14 protein-coding genes and 2 pseudogenes are annotated in these 16,164 nt (G+C 48.3%); 12 read left to right on the forward strand and 4 right to left on the reverse strand.

What is annotated here, in order from left to right:
• Positions 1–39 precede the first annotated feature (39 nt).
• Genes AKN87_RS01410 through AKN87_RS01430 form a run of 5 tightly spaced genes read left to right on the forward strand, consistent with a single transcriptional unit; the run spans position 40 to position 4,609 of the window.
• Positions 40–702 carry a 6-phosphogluconolactonase gene (locus AKN87_RS01410; RefSeq protein WP_053102247.1) on the forward strand — a complete coding sequence of 221 codons (663 nt, stop codon included), beginning with the start codon at positions 40–42 and terminating at the stop codon, positions 700–702.
• A gap of 14 nt (positions 703–716) precedes the next feature.
• Positions 717–2,528 carry a phosphogluconate dehydratase gene (gene edd, locus AKN87_RS01415; RefSeq protein ID WP_053103596.1) on the forward strand — a complete coding sequence of 604 codons (1,812 nt, stop codon included), beginning with the start codon at positions 717–719 and terminating at the stop codon, positions 2,526–2,528.
• A 3-nt stretch (positions 2,529–2,531) separates the two neighbouring features.
• Positions 2,532–3,176 carry a bifunctional 4-hydroxy-2-oxoglutarate aldolase/2-dehydro-3-deoxy-phosphogluconate aldolase gene (locus AKN87_RS01420; protein WP_053101712.1) on the forward strand — a complete coding sequence of 215 codons (645 nt, stop codon included), beginning with the start codon at positions 2,532–2,534 and terminating at the stop codon, positions 3,174–3,176.
• Positions 3,176–3,619, forward strand: a complete 444-nt coding sequence (locus tag AKN87_RS01425; RefSeq protein ID WP_408033270.1) for an acyl-CoA thioesterase — start codon at positions 3,176–3,178, stop codon at positions 3,617–3,619. The genes AKN87_RS01420 and AKN87_RS01425 overlap by 1 nt, the downstream gene beginning before the upstream one ends.
• A gap of 39 nt (positions 3,620–3,658) precedes the next feature.
• Positions 3,659–4,609: a tRNA dihydrouridine synthase gene (locus AKN87_RS01430; RefSeq protein ID WP_053102248.1), complete on the forward strand. Its 951-nt coding sequence runs from the start codon at positions 3,659–3,661 to the stop codon at positions 4,607–4,609.
• A 56-nt stretch (positions 4,610–4,665) separates the two neighbouring features.
• Here the strand turns inward: AKN87_RS01430 and infA are convergent, their stop codons facing one another.
• The 3 genes from infA to aat form a co-directional block, all read right to left on the reverse strand.
• Positions 4,666–4,884, reverse strand: a complete 219-nt coding sequence (gene infA / locus AKN87_RS01435) for a translation initiation factor IF-1 (RefSeq protein ID WP_053101714.1) — start codon at positions 4,882–4,884, stop codon at positions 4,666–4,668.
• Between the two features lie 142 nt (positions 4,885–5,026).
• Positions 5,027–5,749, reverse strand: coding sequence for an arginyltransferase (locus AKN87_RS01440; protein ID WP_053102249.1), 723 nt, complete (start codon positions 5,747–5,749; stop codon positions 5,027–5,029).
• Positions 5,742–6,455 (reverse strand): leucyl/phenylalanyl-tRNA--protein transferase, encoded by a 714-nt coding sequence (gene aat / locus AKN87_RS01445; protein ID WP_053102250.1) that lies wholly within the window; start codon positions 6,453–6,455, stop codon positions 5,742–5,744. Before aat ends, AKN87_RS01440 begins: the two co-directional genes overlap by 8 nt.
• Positions 6,456–6,692: 237 nt before the next feature.
• Here aat and AKN87_RS12545 point away from each other — a divergent pair.
• The 6 genes and pseudogenes from AKN87_RS12545 to serS form a co-directional block, all read left to right on the forward strand.
• Positions 6,693–7,196 (forward strand): annotated as a pseudogene (locus AKN87_RS12545) (DNA translocase FtsK 4TM domain-containing protein); the annotation flags it as partial.
• Between the two features lie 807 nt (positions 7,197–8,003).
• A pseudogene (locus AKN87_RS12550) lies at positions 8,004–9,575 on the forward strand (DNA translocase FtsK); the annotation flags it as partial.
• A gap of 33 nt (positions 9,576–9,608) precedes the next feature.
• Entirely contained in the window at positions 9,609–10,259 is a 651-nt protein-coding gene (gene lolA, locus AKN87_RS01455; protein ID WP_080995469.1) for an outer membrane lipoprotein chaperone LolA, read from the forward strand.
• A gap of 39 nt (positions 10,260–10,298) precedes the next feature.
• Positions 10,299–11,621, forward strand: coding sequence for a replication-associated recombination protein A (locus AKN87_RS01460; protein WP_053102251.1), 1,323 nt, complete (start codon positions 10,299–10,301; stop codon positions 11,619–11,621).
• Entirely contained in the window at positions 11,621–12,004 is a 384-nt protein-coding gene (gene crcB / locus AKN87_RS01465; RefSeq protein WP_064502518.1) for a fluoride efflux transporter CrcB, read from the forward strand. The genes AKN87_RS01460 and crcB overlap by 1 nt, the downstream gene beginning before the upstream one ends.
• Before the next feature lie 11 nt (positions 12,005–12,015).
• Positions 12,016–13,302, forward strand: coding sequence for a serine--tRNA ligase (gene serS / locus AKN87_RS01470; RefSeq protein ID WP_053102252.1), 1,287 nt, complete (start codon positions 12,016–12,018; stop codon positions 13,300–13,302).
• A gap of 83 nt (positions 13,303–13,385) precedes the next feature.
• Here serS and AKN87_RS01475 read toward each other — a convergent pair whose 3' ends face one another.
• Positions 13,386–14,111: a murein L,D-transpeptidase catalytic domain family protein gene (locus tag AKN87_RS01475; protein WP_053101719.1), complete on the reverse strand. Its 726-nt coding sequence runs from the start codon at positions 14,109–14,111 to the stop codon at positions 13,386–13,388.
• A gap of 190 nt (positions 14,112–14,301) precedes the next feature.
• Here AKN87_RS01475 and AKN87_RS01480 point away from each other — a divergent pair, with 190 nt between their 5' ends.
• The gene (locus AKN87_RS01480) at positions 14,302–16,038 is read left to right on the forward strand and encodes a L,D-transpeptidase family protein (RefSeq protein ID WP_158487772.1); all 1,737 of its coding nucleotides are present in this window, start codon (positions 14,302–14,304) and stop codon (positions 16,036–16,038) included.
• The last annotated feature ends 126 nt before the right edge of the window (positions 16,039–16,164 follow it).

Here is a 16,164-nt window from a genome sequence, read left to right on the forward strand (position 1 = left end):
TAGCTATGGTAAGCTGTAGGTAATAGGGTAGGAGGTATAATGTCACAGGTAAATTGGCAGATATTTACAGAGCGAGACGCTTGTTCAAAGGCATTAGCCCAGGCACTAGCTAAGCAGTTACAAGCGCCAGGGCTAGTTTTCTTACCCGGCGGCTCAACCCCAAAATTGATGTTAACGCAGTTAGCTCAGCAACCAGCCGTTGATTGGGCGCAGGTAGTGGTGAGTGCCACTGATGAGCGCTGGGTAGCGGCAGATGCCGAGAGTAGTAACTTTGCTTTATTATCCCAAGCACTTCCTGCCGCGCAGCATCTGGATCCACGGCAGCAGCAAAGCACGCCAGAGCAGGCTGTGGTTTGCTGGCAGCGGGCTATTTCGCAGCAATTGCCGAGTCGCGCTACGGTTTTGGGCATGGGTGAAGATGGGCACTTTGCTTCTTTATTTCCTGGTATGCCTAATTTGGATTTGGCGCTTAATAGTCAATTGCCAGTAGCAGGGGTAGTGGCAGCGGCACCTAGTGAGCCTAAAGTGCGTTTAAGTTTAAATTTAACTGCTTACTATCAAACTAACTGGTTGGCTGTGTTGATTTTTGGTGAGTCTAAAAAAGCCATTCTTGAGCAGGCGCTTGCTGGCAATCAGCAGTTACCCATTAGCCATTTTATTCAGCAGAGTCCATTACCTATCACTATTTATTGGGCGCCTTAGCGAGGACTACCGTGATACATCCGCAACTAGAAGCTGTGACTGAGCAGATCCAGCAGCGCTCATTGACCAGACGTGCCGCTTATCTAGAAAAAATTCGCCAAGCCGCTGAGCGTCCGCGTCAGCAAGGATTAAGTTGTTCTAATTTAGCCCATGTCATGGCGGCAGAATCTGAGCAAGAGCGATTGATTATGCGCAGTGGTGGAGCATCGCATATTGCCATCATCTCAAGCTATAACGATATGCTGTCAGCCCATGTTCCCCTAGCCGATTACCCTGAGATTTTAAAAAAAACCTTATTGCAGCGTGGTGCAACCGCGCAGTTTGCCGCTGGTGTGCCGGCGATGTGCGATGGTGTAACCCAAGGCACTGCGGCTATGCAACTGTCTTTATTTTCGCGGGACTTAATTGCCCAGGCAACCGCTATTGGCCTTAGTCATGGGGTGTTTGATGGGGCTTTATACTTAGGGGTTTGCGACAAGATAGTGCCAGGTTTGCTGATTGGTGCTTTGCACTTTGGTCACCTACCTGCGGTATTTGTCCCTGCAGGGCCCATGCATTCTGGTTTGTCGAATCCAGAAAAAGCCGCTATTCGTGAGCGTTATGCTCGCGGTGAGGTCAGTCGTGATGAGTTACTCACTGCCGAGTTAGCGGCTTATCATGAGGCAGGCACCTGCACCTTTTACGGCACAGCTAATACAAATCAGATGCTAATGGAGGCCATGGGGCTGCATGTGCCGGGATCTGCCTTTGTGCATCCACAGACCTTATTACGCACTAAGCTAACTGAGCAAGCAGCACTAACGCTGCTGGAACTCACCAAACAAGGCGAACGCTACCTGCCAGTGGGGCTGCAAATCAACGCTAAAGCCTTGGTCAATGGCATGGTAGCGTTATTAGCCACCAGTGGCTCGACCAACCATGGCTTGCACTTACCGGCGATTGCACGGGCAGCAGGCTATGAGCTGCGCTGGGAGGACTTTGCCCAGTTAGCCCAAGTCGTGCCGCAATTGGCTAAGGTGTATCCCAATGGCGCAGCAGATGTGAATCAGTTTCATGCCGCAGGCGGTGTTGCTTGGGTACTTCGTGAGTTGTTACATGAGGGATTGTTACATGCCGATGTGCAAACCGCGTCAGCGCAAGGAATAAGTGCTTACACCCAAGAGGCGTATTTAAATAAAGAGCAATTAGCTTGGCGCGATTTGCCAGATACATCGCCTGCTGAAAATATTGTTCGCGTCTTCACTGAGCCTTTTGCGCAGCACAGTGGTTGGCATCTATTGCAGGGTAACTTGGGGCGAGCGATGGTGAAAAGCTCTGCAGTGAAGCCTGAGTTTTGGTCGATCAAAGCGCCAGCTAAAGTATTTGCTAGCGAGCAGGCTGCCGCTGAAGCGTATCAAGCCGGTACCTTGACTGGAGACTTTGTGATGGTGGTACGTTTTCAAGGACCGCGGGCGAATGGCATGCCAGAGCTGCACTCATTAATGCCTTTGCTAGCTAACTTACAGCAGCGTGGTCAGCGAGTGGCGTTGGTGACTGATGGTCGTTTGTCGGGAGCATCCGGCAAAGTGCTAACTGCATTACATGTAACCCCAGAAGCTGCAACCGAAAAAAGTGTGCTGAGTCTGATCCAAAATGATGATTTAATACACCTAGATGTAGAGGCTAACGTATTACAGCTTGAGGTAACGGCAGAGGAGCTAGCGTGTCGTCAACCTGCCAAGCAGCCTACGGATGAACCCTTTGGTTATGGACTAGAACTTTTTAAAGCGCAGCGCCAGTTGGCTAGCCCAGCCGATCAAGGTGCCAGCTTTCTGACTGAGGAATAAGCCATGAAAATGACGATGGAAGATGTACTCAGAAAAGCATATCCGGTATTGCCAGTGTTGGTCATTGATGATGTCGCACGGGCGGTTGACTTAGCTAAAGCCTTGTATGCTGGTGGCATTAAGGTATTAGAAGTTACGTTACGTACGCCCAATGCGTTGCAGGCGTTAACTCAAATGCGCCAGCAATTACCAGAAATGATTATTGGTGCGGGCACAGTAATTCATGCTGAGCAATTTCAGCAATCGATTGATGCCGGGGCGCAGTTTGCGGTTAGTCCAGGCTTTAGTCGCGGCTTAGTAGAGGAGGCGGCTAAGCATCCTGATTTGCCCTACTTGCCGGCAGTGATGACGCCGTCAGAGGTATTGCAGGCTTTAGAATATGGCTATCGTTCATTAAAGCTATTTCCCGCGAATGGCGGGGCTAGTGTGCGGATGCTGAATAGTTTTAAAGGTCCTTTTACTGGTATTAGTTTTTGTCCCACGGGCGGCATTACGCGGGATAACTTATTAAGCTTTTTAAGTTTACCCAATGTGGTTTGTTGTGGCGGCACCTGGATCGCTCCAGCCAGCTTAGTTAATGCCGGGGCCTGGGATCAAATCACTGAGCTGGCGCGTGAAGCCTGCCAGTTAGCCGGAAGCTTAGAGTGATGTCCATTGAGTGGGATTGGCCAGCCCCCTTTACGGTGCCACTAACCGTGACTGATGAGGCGATTGATGAGTTGGGACATGTCAATAATGCCGTGTATGTGCGTTGGATGGAGCGTTGTGCTTGGCAGCATTCACAGGCTTTAGGCTTAGGTTTGGCAGAGTATCAGGCGCTTGATCGGGCGATGGCAGTATTGCGGCATGAAATTGATTATCTAGCCAGTGCTTATCTGGGAGATGAGCTGCTTATGGCGACTTGGATTGTGCAATCTGATCAGCGTTTACGTATGGATCGGCATTTCCAGCTAGTCAGAGTCAAGGATGCCAGCGTATTATTGCGCGCCAAAACCACTTTCGTCTGTATTGAGTTGTCAACGGGGCGACCTAAACGGATGCCTGCGAGCTTTATCCAGGGGTATGGTCAAGCACTGGTAGTGCCAGCCTAGTCATTAGTCAGTTATCGAGCAAAAAGAGTAAAACCTAGCGTGCAAATTGCTTTAGCGCCCATGGAAGGGTTAGTAGACGATATTTTGCGTGATATTTTAACGCAAGTTGGTGGCATCGATTGGTGTGTCAGTGAGTTTGTGCGGGTCACTGATCGTATTTTGCCGCGTAAAAGTTTTTTGCGTTTAGCACCTGAGTTGCTTACTCAAGCAAAAACTCCGGTGGGCACCTCAATGCGTTTACAGCTATTGGGCTCAGACCCTAGTTGTTTGGCCGATAATGCCGCTTATGCCTTCAAGTTAGGCGCGCCAGTGGTTGACTTTAACTTTGGTTGTCCGGCCAAAACTGTAAATAAATCTCGAGGGGGCGCTGTCTTGCTGGAAGAGCCCGAATTGCTGTTTCAAATTATGCAAGAGGTTCGCGCCACTGTGCCAGTTGGGGCTAAAATCACTGCAAAAATGCGCTTAGGCTTACAGGATAAGAGTAAGGCGCTTGATTGTGCCCGCGCTTTGGCTGAGGGTGGAGCGCAACAGTTAGTCGTGCATGCTAGAACCAAGGCTGAGGGCTATAAACCGCCTGCCCATTGGGAGTGGGTGGCGCAGGTAAAACAGGTGGTTGACTGTCCGGTATATGCCAATGGCGATATTTGGAGTGTCGAGGATTGGCATCGCTGCCGCGCCGTTAGTGGCGTAGATGATGTGATGATTGGTCGTGGCTTGGTTTGGCAGCCCGATTTAGCAGCACAAATTTTAGCGGTCAAGGAAGGGCGTAGCTTTACTCCTTACACTTGGCGCGAGGTAGCACCTTTAGTAGCTGAGTTCTGGCGACAAGCACGGATTAAAATAAAGCCACAATTTGCCCCCGGTCGTTTAAAGCAATGGCTTGCCCTGTTAGGTAATCGCTACCCGGAAGCGCGGCAATTATTTAACCAGTTACGAACCGAAAAAGATTGTGTGGTGATTGATCAGTTGATGCAAAGAGTAATTTTATAGCTAAAACAAAACAGCCGAACTTAAAGTTCGGCTGTTTTGATTAAATAGACGGCTGATTAGCGGGCGCGGTAGGTGATGCGGCCTTTGCTTAAATCATACGGCGTTAGCTCAACGCGCACTTTGTCACCGGTTAAAATACGGATATAGTTTTTACGCATTTTTCCTGAGATATGTGCAGTAACCACGTGACCATTTTCTAGCTCTACACGAAACATAGTGTTAGGCAAGGTGTCAACAATGGTGCCTTCCATCTCAAAGCTGTCTTCTTTAGACATCCAATAAAACCCTCGATAATACTAAAAGTAAGCCTCAGTACTGAATTGTCGTCGAGGCGAAAGCGGAGCATATTTTAAGCTAAATCAATCAAAAAAGCCAGATAACTCGCTGAGCTATTTCAAAAAGCGCAAGTTAACGTGGTTATTTGGGGGCAAATGCATGCCACTGCTCATTAAAATATAGCTCAAAGGGGGCGTAACCGGTTTTGTAGTCCATCTTAGGATGTTCGGCAATCCAAAAACCTAAATAGACGTAAGGTTTTTGCTGTTGCTGCGCAAGTTCAATTTGCTTAAGTACGGATAAGCTGCCTAGGCTCAGATGGGCTAGATCTGGATCAAAAAAGGTGTATACCGCCGATAAAGAGTTCGCTAAAAAATCAGTCACCGCCACGGCAAGCAACTGGTTTGAGTGTTGATCACGCAGTTCAACCAATTGGGTTGAGCCAGCATGCTGAATTAGAAAACTATGATAGCTTTGGCGTGAAGGTGGAAACATATCACCATCTGCGTGACGCTGCTCTAAATAGCGATAGTACAGGGCGTAATGTTCCTCAAGAAATTCCGGTTGGCGAATCTGAGTGAGCACATGGCGATTGCGATTGAGTAGCTTGCGTTGGGTGCGTGAGGGTTTGAACTGCTGCACTGGCACCCGTAGCGAAACACAGCGTTCGCAATTTTGGCAGTGGGGCCGATAAAAATACTGCCCATTACGTCGAAATCCGGCAGCACCCAGCTGCTCTTGTAGGTCAAGACTAAGCTCGGTGTCGGGATGAACCAGTAAGTTGGATGCCTTTCGGTCATCAAAGTAGCCGCAGGATTCATTGTCCAGTAGCACTACTGGAATGTGCTCAAGGGAGTTAATCATTGTGCTTATCCAGTACCAGCGAAAGCGAGCGGGGTGTCCAGTCCATGCGACAGGGGCGATCAGCAAACTGATTTAAAAAATCGGCAAATGCCGTGCGGCTGATGGGTTCTGCCCCGAAACTGGCCAAGTGTTCAGTGTGAACTTGGCAGTCAATTAAGGCAAACTGCTGGGCTTTAAGCTCACTCACTAAGGTGGCAAAGCCTACTTTCGAGGCATTACTGACCCGACTAAACATAGATTCACCAAAAAACACTTGGCCTAAAGCAACGCCATATAAGCCGCCGACTAGTTCTTGTGCTTGCCATACTTCAACCGAGTGGGCGATTCCTGCGTGATGCAGTTGTTGGTAGGCCGTTTGCATGGCTTGAGTAATCCAAGTGCCATGGGCATCGCGGGGAGCGGCGCAGCCGGTTATGACCTCAGCAAAGGCTTGATTTAAGGTGACGCTAAACTGCGCTTTACGGAATGTTTTACGCAGGCTTTTGCTTAGGTGAAAACGCTCTGGAAATAAGACCGTCCGCGGATTAGGCGACCACCATAGGATAGGCTGACCTGGACTAAACCACGGAAAGCATCCATGTCGATAGGCGGCAGTGAGGCGCTCCACTGACAGGTCACCGCCTCCGGCGAGTAATCCGTCGGGTTGCTTGAGAGCAGTGCTTAGAGGCGGAAAGTCGCAGTTATCAGGGCTAAGCCAAGGCAGCATGCTAGATCCTTTAAGTAAAAGTGCCAACAAAATAAGTTCCACCATAGAGCAAAATATTTACTTTGGAAACTTGCTTAATCGGGCATGAAATTTTCACTGTAAATCCGTACAATGCATGCTTTTACTGTGGTTGTTATTTTTACTGGTAGCGAGTCAGGTATTCCTTTGAAAAAGTTGAGTAAGCAAAAGAGTAGTGAGCGTCAGCCAATCTCTTGGCATGAACAGGTTCAGGTCCGGATGAAAGAAGGGCTGGTGTTGCTGCTGGTGGTGCTCAGTGTGTTTTTTTGGATGGTGTTAATTAGTTTTAATCCTAAAGACCCGAGTTTTAGTCAAGCCAGTATGGATGCAGTCCCAGTGCAAAACTGGGGAGGGCGCTTAGGGGCTTGGGTGGCGGATATTTTATTTAGCGCTGTGGGCTACTTTGCTTGGGTGTTTCCAATTTTACTGGTGATTAAAACCATTCAAGTATTTTTACGCCGTTATCAGCCAATTGAGCTGGATAGCAAAGTGTTAGTAATACGCAGTGTGGGCTTTATTCTGTTGATGGTGTCTGGCGCTGGTTTGGCTTATATCTTTCAGCTTAAGCCAGCAGATCAGTTGACCAACTACAACATTATTGGCGAAACCCTAGGCGGTATAGCGGTATCTTTGCTTAATAGCCAAGGTGCTAGCTTATTATTATTTGCTGCTTTTTTAATTGGATTTACTACCTTTACCAATCTGTCCTGGTTCAATTTAATGGAGAAAATCGGCAAGTATGCACTGGTCTTATGGGAGCGTTTGGCCAGTAACTTTCAGGATCGCCAACAACGCCGTGCCGAATTAGCCGCTGAGGAGATGCTTGAGGAAGAAGATGAGTTAGACGCTCAGCCAGTGGCCTCGCTCAAACAGCGTAAAGAGCCCGAGTTAACCTCATTTTCCGCCACGGTTGATACAGCGGATACAACCTCAGGCTTTGATCAGCAACCTGTAATCGCCTTTGAGAATGTGAGCTCCTTAGCCTCTATTCGTGATCAGTTAGCCCGTGAGCCCGTAGCGCCAGTCAGTGGGCCAAAAATTCACCGAGTAGCACCTGCAGCACGTCCTGCGCCTGTTTCTGAGCCAGCTATGCACGTGGCCCCCGTCGTTGCTATTGACGAACCAGAAGATAAAACCGAAGTATCTGTTTCCACTCGCTTTATTCGTCGTCCAGCCAGCGAGCGTACTGAGCCTACGCTTTCTTCGCTAACCCTAGAAGAAGACTATTTAGTGACAGAAGAGGATGCGTTCGACGTAGCCCCTTTAACTGAGCTAGATACCGCAATCGATCAGCCGGCTCCAGCGTCAGCGCCAGAAGTTGCTAGCGCAGCGCCTAGTGCCGCCAGTCAAACGGCGTCTGAGAGCCTAGCCGATATGAGCGTGCCAAGCATTAGCCGCAGTTATCAAACCGAGCAACCTAATCAGTTTGCGCAGTGGCAACCGAGCACTAGTCCTAATTTAGTTACAGCTCAAACTTTTGCAGCAGCTCAGCCAGTGTCACCTGCAGCGCCTGAGTCTGCGGTATCTCAGCCTACTATTGGTCCTGCAACGCCAGCTATGTATCACCCAGAGCCGGTAGCGAGTGCGCCTATTACCCCGATGACCACCGTTGATCGCGGTCTAGTGGGCACCTTGCCGCCCCTGAGTTTATTGGATACGCCTTCAGCTAAAGCGATTAGCTACAGTGAGCAAGAGCTCATGGAGATGTCCCATACGTTAGAAACTAAGCTCAAAGAGTTTGGCGTTCAGGTTACTGTCGAGTCAGTGCATCCGGGGCCTGTAGTGACACGCTTTGAGATTGAGCTAGCGCCTGGAATTAAAGTTAGTAGGATTACCAACTTAGCCAAAGACTTAGCCCGCTCCATGGCTATGATCAGTGTGCGAGTGGTTGAGGTGATTCCAGGTAAAACCACGGTTGGGATTGAAGTGCCCAATGAAAACCGCCAGATCGTGCGCTTAGTTGAGGTAATTGATACCCCGGAGTTTGAAGATAAGCAGTCGGCAGTGTCATTAGGCTTGGGGCATGATATTAGTGGTCAGCCGGTAACTGCTGATCTTGCGAAAATGCCACACTTACTGGTGGCAGGTACTACCGGATCAGGGAAGTCGGTAGGGGTTAACGCGATGATTCTCTCGATTTTATTTAAATCGACTCCAGAGGACGCGCGCTTGATCATGATTGACCCCAAAATGCTAGAGCTCTCAATTTATGAAGGGATTCCGCATTTATTATGTCCGGTAGTGACGGATATGAAAGAGGCTGCCAATGCACTGCGTTGGTGTGTGGCTGAGATGGAACGCCGCTATAAGTTAATGGCAGCGATGGGGGTTAGAAACCTAGCGGGCTTTAATGAGAAAATCCGCCAAGCCGAGATGGCTGGGCAGCCTTTAGCGGATCCGACTTATCGCAAACAAAGCCCAGACGATTTGCCGCCGACCTTAACTAAGTTGCCAACCATTGTGGTTGTGGTTGATGAGTTTGCCGACATGATTATGATCGTTGGCAAAAAAGTTGAAGAGCTAATTGCACGTATTGCACAAAAAGCACGGGCAGCAGGAATTCATTTAATTTTAGCGACCCAACGTCCTTCGGTGGATGTGATAACTGGCCTAATTAAAGCCAATATTCCCACCCGTATGGCCTTCCAAGTCTCTAGTAAAATTGACTCGCGGACTATTTTAGATCAGGGCGGAGCAGAACAACTGCTAGGCCACGGCGATATGCTGTACCTACCTTCAGGTACTAGTGTGCCGACTCGGGTGCATGGTGCCTTTGTTTCTGATGAGGAAGTGCATCGTGTGGTAGATGCTTGGAAACAACGAGGTGCGCCTGATTATATTGAAGAGATTCTCGTCGGTGAGGAAGAGTCAGAGGCAACCATGGCCACCGATGGTGAAGAGGATGATCCACTGTTTGATGAGGCTGTATATTTTGTGACAGAGTCGCGCCGGGCTTCTATATCAGCGGTACAACGTAAGCTACGTGTTGGTTACAACCGTGCTGCACGGATGATTGAGGCAATGGAAGCAGCGGGGATTGTTTCAGAAGCGGCACATAATGGCTCGCGTGAGGTCATAGCTCCGCCGCCAGTTAAAGACTAGTAGGCAGTGATCGTTATTGAAGAAGGGATAAGTATGTTTAAGCGTGTTTTTTTAGCAGTAAAAACTGTCGCCATTGCTGGTGCTGCCTGTTTGGCACTAATGACAACACCGCTGTATGCTGATCAAGCTGCATCAGTAAAGCGTTTGAGTGAGCTATTAGGTAAGGCTGAGACTTTAGAAGGCCGCTTTTCTCAGATGACCTTAGACAGTGCAGGTTCTTATATGCAAGAAACCAATGGCAGCATGGTGCTTAAGCGGCCAGGACTGTTTTATTGGCATACTGATGCACCAATGGAGCAGGAACTGATTTCTAATGGGAAAAAGATCTGGCTGTATGACCCTGACTTAATGCAGGTTACAGTCCAAGCAATGGATCAGCGCCTTACCCACACTCCAGCGCTATTGCTGTCGGGTGATTTGAGTAAAATTACCGAGAGTTTTTCTGTGTCGCACCAAGAGGGTGGCAGTGTGGTTGATTTTACTTTAAAGCCATTGGATCCTGAAACCTTATTTGAAACTTTGCGCTTATCTTTTCGCAATGGATTAATTAATGACATGCAGTTAGTCGATGGTTTGGGGCAACGAACAAATATTTTATTTTCAGCGGTCAAAATGAATCAGCCAGTGGACGCTAAACGATTTGAGTTTGTGATTCCTAAAGGCGTGGATGTGATTGAAGAGTAAAGGCTTCATCGATCAAGTTAGGTAATTATTGAGGGCAGAGTGGATCTTTTTACGCAGACTAATCCGGTACAACCCCTAGCTTCGCGCTTACGCGCCGCGAACTTAGATGAATATGTGGGGCAGCAGCATATTTTGGCCCGGGGTAAGCCATTGCGTGAAGCGATTGAGCAAGGTGCACTGCACTCGATGATTTTTTGGGGGCCGCCTGGCGTGGGTAAAACCACGCTGGCACGGTTACTGGCTCAAGTTACCGATGCTCATTTTGAAACGATTTCTGCAGTGCTATCTGGGGTAAAAGAAATTCGCGAAGTGGTGCAGATTGCAAAACAACAAGCGGCCCAAGGTCGGCCGACTATTTTGTTTGTTGATGAAGTGCATCGTTTTAACAAAAGCCAGCAAGATGCTTTTTTGCCCTATGTTGAAGATGGCACCTTTATTTTTATCGGCGCTACGACTGAAAACCCTTCGTTTGAACTGAATAATGCGCTGTTATCCCGAGCGCGCGTGTATGTTTTACAGCGCTTAGATGAGCAGGCGCTGGCGGAATTAATTCAGCGTGCTTTAACTGAAGAGAAGGGGTTAGCTGCAAGACTACTCAGCGTGACCGACGAAGCGCAGAGCTTATTAATCCAAGCTGCTGATGGTGATGGTCGGCGCTTATTGAATTTATTAGAAAATGCTGCTGATTTAGTTGAAGATCAGGGTGAAATAAATAGCGCCCTATTAGAGGGTGTGTTGGCTGATAGCTTTCGGCGGTTTGATAAAGGCGGCGAAGCGTTTTACGATCAAATTTCTGCGTTGCATAAATCGGTGCGTGGCTCCAATCCGGATGCTGCCCTGTACTGGTTTACACGCATGCTCGATGGCGGCTGTGATCCCTTATATATTGCCCGCCGCGTCGTTCGTATGGCCAGTGAAGACATTGGTAATGCTGATCCTCGGGCATTGGGATTATGTTTAGATGCCTGGCATGTACAAGAACGTTTAGGTAGTCCGGAAGGCGAGTTGGCTGTTGCTCAGGCTATTACTTATTTGGCCTGTGCCCCTAAAAGTAACGCGGTGTATATGGCCTATAAAGCAGCACGTCGAGATGCAGAGCAGTATGGCTCGCTGGATGTGCCCTTGCATCTACGTAATGCACCAACAAAGCTCATGAAAAACTTGGGGTATGGTGCAGCCTATCGCTATGCCCATGATGAGCCAGAGGCTTATGCAGCCGGTGAAGATTATTTTCCAGAAAGCATGACGCCGACTCAGTATTATCAGCCAGTACTAAGGGGATTAGAGCTAAAGATAGGTGCTAAACTGCAGCATTTACAGCAACTTGATCAGCTAAGTCCAACTAAACGTCGGATAGATTAATGCCTGGAGTCAGTTTGCTGCTGGTGGTGATGCTGGGAGGTGCCATTGGCAGTTTATTACGTTTTATTGTGAGTTATGGTTTTACAATAAATAACCAACCGGCTTACTTGGCAACCTTGGCGGTAAATTTAGTCGGCAGTTTTGCCATAGGTTGTTGCTATGCCTGGTTTAGTTCGAGGACCGGGATAAGTGAGGCGACACGTGTGTTGCTGATGACAGGGTTATTAGGCGGTCTTACTACATTTTCTAGTTTTACTTTAGAGTCACTGAGGCTGTTAGAAAATGCACAGTGGAGTGGCGCTTTATTTTATATACTGGGTAGCCTGCTAGGGGGCTTAGTTGCTGCTTGGTTAGGTGTATTTTTGATTAGAACAATAGGTTAATGGATAAATAAATGCTTGATTCTAGATGGGTTCGTACGCAACCAGAAGAAGTGGCACAGCGTTTAGCCGCGCGCGGTTATCAGCTTGATGTAGCAACAGTCACTGCCCTTGAGGAGCAGCGCAAGGCAGTGCAAACACGTACCGAAGAGTTACAAGCCGAGCGTAATAGTCGTTCCAAATCTATTGGTCAGGCCAAGGCGCGAGGTGAAGATATAGCGCCACTACTGGCTAGTGTTGAGCAATTAGGCAGCGAGCTAGAGCAGGGGAAACGAGAGTTAGAAGCCATTCAGTCACAGCTCGACAACTTACTGCTGAGCATGCCTAACGTACCGCATGAGTCGGTACCCGTCGGCGCAGATGAAAATGACAACCTTGAAGTGCGCCGTTGGGGAACGCCTAAGACGTTTGAGTTCGCAATTAAAGACCATGTCGAGTTAGGCGAGCAGTTAGGTGGCTTAAACTTTGAGGCAGCCGCTAAGTTGTCGGGAGCACGCTTTTCAGTAATGCGTGGCGGCATTGCCCGTCTGCACCGTGCTTTAGCACAGTTTATGCTGGACTTGCACACCTCTGAGCATGGCTATCAAGAAGCCTATACGCCTTATTTAGTGCTAGGTACTGCACTGCAGGGCACTGGGCAGTTGCCTAAATTTGAAGAAGATCTGTTTCGTTTAGATCGTGAAGAGCAGGCGCCACTTTATTTGATTCCTACTGCTGAAGTTTCGCTAACTAACTTAGTGGCTGGCGAAATTTTAGAGGCTGACCAGTTACCATTGAAATTAGTGGCTCATTCGCCCTGTTTTCGCAGTGAGGCTGGTGCTTCAGGGCGTGATACCCGCGGGATGATTCGTCAGCATCAATTTGACAAGGTTGAGATGGTGCAAATTGTTGAGCCGAGCACTTCATTTGCTGCTTTAGAAAGCTTAACCGCTAACGCTGAGCGGGTACTGCAGTTGTTAGAGCTGCCTTATCGCGTGATGACGCTGTGCACTGGCGATATGGGTTTTGGTGCCACTAAAACCTACGATATTGAGGTTTGGGTGCCTAGCCAAGATAAATACCGTGAGATTTCCTCTTGCTCTAACTGTGGTGATTTCCAGGCGCGGCGTATGCAGGCACGTTTCCGTAATTCTGAAACCGGTAAGCCTGAGTTAGTGCATACTTTAAACGGTTCTGGTTTGGCTGTGGGTCGAGCGCTGGTGGCAGTGATTGAAAACTATCAGCAAGCGGATGGCAGTATTCAGGTGCCTGAAGTGTTAAAACCTTATATGGGCGGCTTAGAGGTTATTACTAAGGCTTAAGCTAATACGCTAAGGGGTAACTAGCACAGGCGCCAATTAGGCGCCTGTGTTCATTGAGGGGAGTTAAAATTTATACCCGCTGTTTAGCCGCCGCGATGTTGATTGCTGTTGGCAGCGATGCGCTGGTTGCTTGGGCAGTTGAGGTAGGTTGAGTTGGCTAGCCACTCTTGATCGGGATACCAAGAGAAAACAAATTGTCCGTGTTTTAGTTGGTCGATGACTTGGTTGGCAATCTCCGGGCGTACAGCAGGGCAACCTTGACTGCGACCAATGCGGCCTTGGCTTTGAATCCAGTCTGGATTGACGTAATCCGCTCCGTGGATCACGATTGCCCGCTCACGGGCGCGATCATTAAAGCCAGACTCTAGGCCATCTAAACGTAACGAATAACCATTGCGACCGGTATAGCTTTCTGCGGTGCGAAATAAGCCAAGGCTAGATTGGTGGCTTCCTTCGGTGTTGGAAAAGCTCGAGGCTAGATTGTCGCCAGATTTCATGCCATGGGAGACTAAATCTTGTAGCACGAGCGTTTTAGCTTTTAGATCAAAAATCCATAGCCGCTGTTGAGTCGAGGGTAAGGAAAAATCAATCACTGCCAGACGTTCAGCTGGTTTGCTGTGGGGAGTGTTGCTAAGGGCACACTTCATAGCGCTTACCGCATGGGATAAGACTTTTTTATTAAGGTCGGGGGCTTGCTTGCTCAGTTGCAGCGTGAGGGTGTCGTGGGGGTTGGCAGTGGCAAAGGCTGATAGTAATAAGCCACCAATGAGGGAGGTGACTTTCCCTAAAGAAAATAAAGAGCGCGCCATTTTGCAGGAAACCTCGAGTCAAAATAGTTGTTTAATAAAATACACAGGTTTTAAAAGATGACTTTTATGCACTAGTGATTAAAATAAGTGCCGATCAAGCTTTGTTAAAGTCATAGGTAATCGCCTTTAACTTAAACACAGTTTAGCTAATGAACGGATGGTAGCAGCTCACAGACGAGGAGAAAAACTGTTGTTGACCCGAATGATGATAGTGGCCGCAGGGATGAGTAGCTTGATAGTCGGCTTAAGCATGGCCGCCGAGCTTGACGATGGACAAAAAACTGAGCTAAAACCAGTGCTTAGCCGTTTGTCTGAAGTTTGTGGGGGCGATTTAGCGCAGCTTTCCAGTAATGATTTGAAACAATTAAGTCGGTTTTATACTGAATTTAATTTTACTCCGCAATGGACTAGCGCTGAGCAGCGCGAACAATTACAGGCTCAAATCCAGCAATTGCGCTTTGATGGGTTAAACCCGAAGCAGTATCCCTTAGCTGCAAATCATAACGCTTTCGATGCAGAGTCCTGTACAGATATTCAATTAAGCTATAGTTACTTAAGCGCGTTACAGGCACTGCGACAAGGGGTGTTAGACCCGCAGCAAGTGGAGCCTTATTGGTTCGATAAAAACACCCAAGGATTTAATTGGCAGGCAGATACAGTAGCGTTGGCCGCTCAATATATTGCTCAACCTGAGCAGGCATTTAGCGCTGTGCGTCCTAAACTGATTACTTATCAGCAGTTGCGTAACGCATTGCAGCAACGCTTAGAAAGAGGGCAGCAGTCTTGGGTTGAGGTGCCCGCTGGAGCTAAGTCACTGAAACCCAATGCCCGTGATGATGAGCGTACGCCAATTTTGCGAGCGCGCTTAACTGAACTGAATTATTTGCCCGAAGTGTCTGCAGTAGACATTCTGCCCAGTGCTGCTGGTTTAGCTGAAACCACTGCCGTTGCTGAATCAGCATTGGCTGCAGAGCATTTAGTGGCGAGTCAAGCTGCAGCGAGAGCTGAAGAATTGCATGGTCTATCAGCGCCAATAGTTGAGCCAGAAAATATTTACGATGCTGAGTTAGTTGAGGCGGTAAAAGCCTTTCAGCGCGATCATCGCTTGGCGGATGATGGCATTGTTGGGCCTGCTACCTTAAAGCAGATTAATATTTCACCTGAGCAGCGAAATCGACAAATTGCCATTAACTTGGAGCGTATGCGTTGGGTAAATAATTTAATGGAGCCCACACTTTTATTAACTGATATTGCTGGGGCGCAATTAAATTATTTTTATCAGGGTGAGCATGTGTGGCAGAGTCGTGGTCAGGTAGGTTCTGCTGCACGTAAAACACCGCTAATGAAGTCGCGGATTACTCATCTCACGTTGAACCCTACTTGGACTGTGCCGCCAACGATTTATCGCCGCGATAAGTTGCCGGCTATTCAGCGCGATATTGGCTACCTAGCGCGGAGTCGGATGACGGTGCTGGATATGCAGGGCAATCGTTTAGATCCTTATGAGATTGATTGGTCAAATCCTGGTCCGATTATGTTGCGGCAGGCTGCAGGACCCCGTAATGCCTTAGGCCAGGTCGCGATACGCTTTCCTAATCCGTTTATGGTGTACTTGCATGATACCCCTAGTCAGGCGCTGTTTGATCGGGCTAACCGTTCGGTCAGTTCTGGCTGTGTGCGGGTAGAAAATATCCAGCATTTAATCGATTGGTTGTTTAAAGATGCTGGCAGTGCTTTGCAAAATAAAGTTAAGCAGGTGCAGCAAAGTGGTCGTACGCAGAATGTATCCTTGGCTCAGCCGATTCCGGTATTGCTGGCTTATTGGACGGCAGCTGTAGAGGAAAATGGGCGCTTACAATTTAGAAGTGATATCTATAATTACGACTCAGACTTAATTAACGCGTGGCGTAAAGCAGTTGAGCTGTAGCCTGATTAAGGTTTAGTAACTTAGGTAAGATCTGTTATACTTGCCGTCTGTTTGATAATTAAAGGTCGCTGTTGCGGCCTTTAATTATTTTATGACTTATTATTTTCCAGTGACTCCGATTAATCT

Source organism: Thiopseudomonas alkaliphila (assembly GCF_001267175.1).
Lineage (GTDB): Bacteria > Pseudomonadota > Gammaproteobacteria > Pseudomonadales > Pseudomonadaceae > Oblitimonas > Oblitimonas alkaliphila.

Coding starts and splice junctions, on each gene's coding strand:
- AKN87_RS01440 (WP_053102249.1), bottom strand. CDS start 5,749: ATGATTAACTCCCTTGAGCACATTCCAGTAGTGCTACTGGACAATGAA.
- crcB (WP_064502518.1), top strand. CDS start 11,621: ATGCCTGGAGTCAGTTTGCTGCTGGTGGTGATGCTGGGAGGTGCCATT.
- serS (WP_053102252.1), top strand. CDS start 12,016: ATGCTTGATTCTAGATGGGTTCGTACGCAACCAGAAGAAGTGGCACAG.
- AKN87_RS01475 (WP_053101719.1), bottom strand. CDS start 14,111: ATGGCGCGCTCTTTATTTTCTTTAGGGAAAGTCACCTCCCTCATTGGT.
- aat (WP_053102250.1), bottom strand. CDS start 6,455: ATGCTGCCTTGGCTTAGCCCTGATAACTGCGACTTTCCGCCTCTAAGC.
- infA (WP_053101714.1), bottom strand. CDS start 4,884: ATGTCTAAAGAAGACAGCTTTGAGATGGAAGGCACCATTGTTGACACC.
- lolA (WP_080995469.1), top strand. CDS start 9,609: ATGTTTAAGCGTGTTTTTTTAGCAGTAAAAACTGTCGCCATTGCTGGT.
- AKN87_RS01425 (WP_408033270.1), top strand. CDS start 3,176: ATGTCCATTGAGTGGGATTGGCCAGCCCCCTTTACGGTGCCACTAACC.
- AKN87_RS01420 (WP_053101712.1), top strand. CDS start 2,532: ATGAAAATGACGATGGAAGATGTACTCAGAAAAGCATATCCGGTATTG.
- AKN87_RS01410 (WP_053102247.1), top strand. CDS start 40: ATGTCACAGGTAAATTGGCAGATATTTACAGAGCGAGACGCTTGTTCA.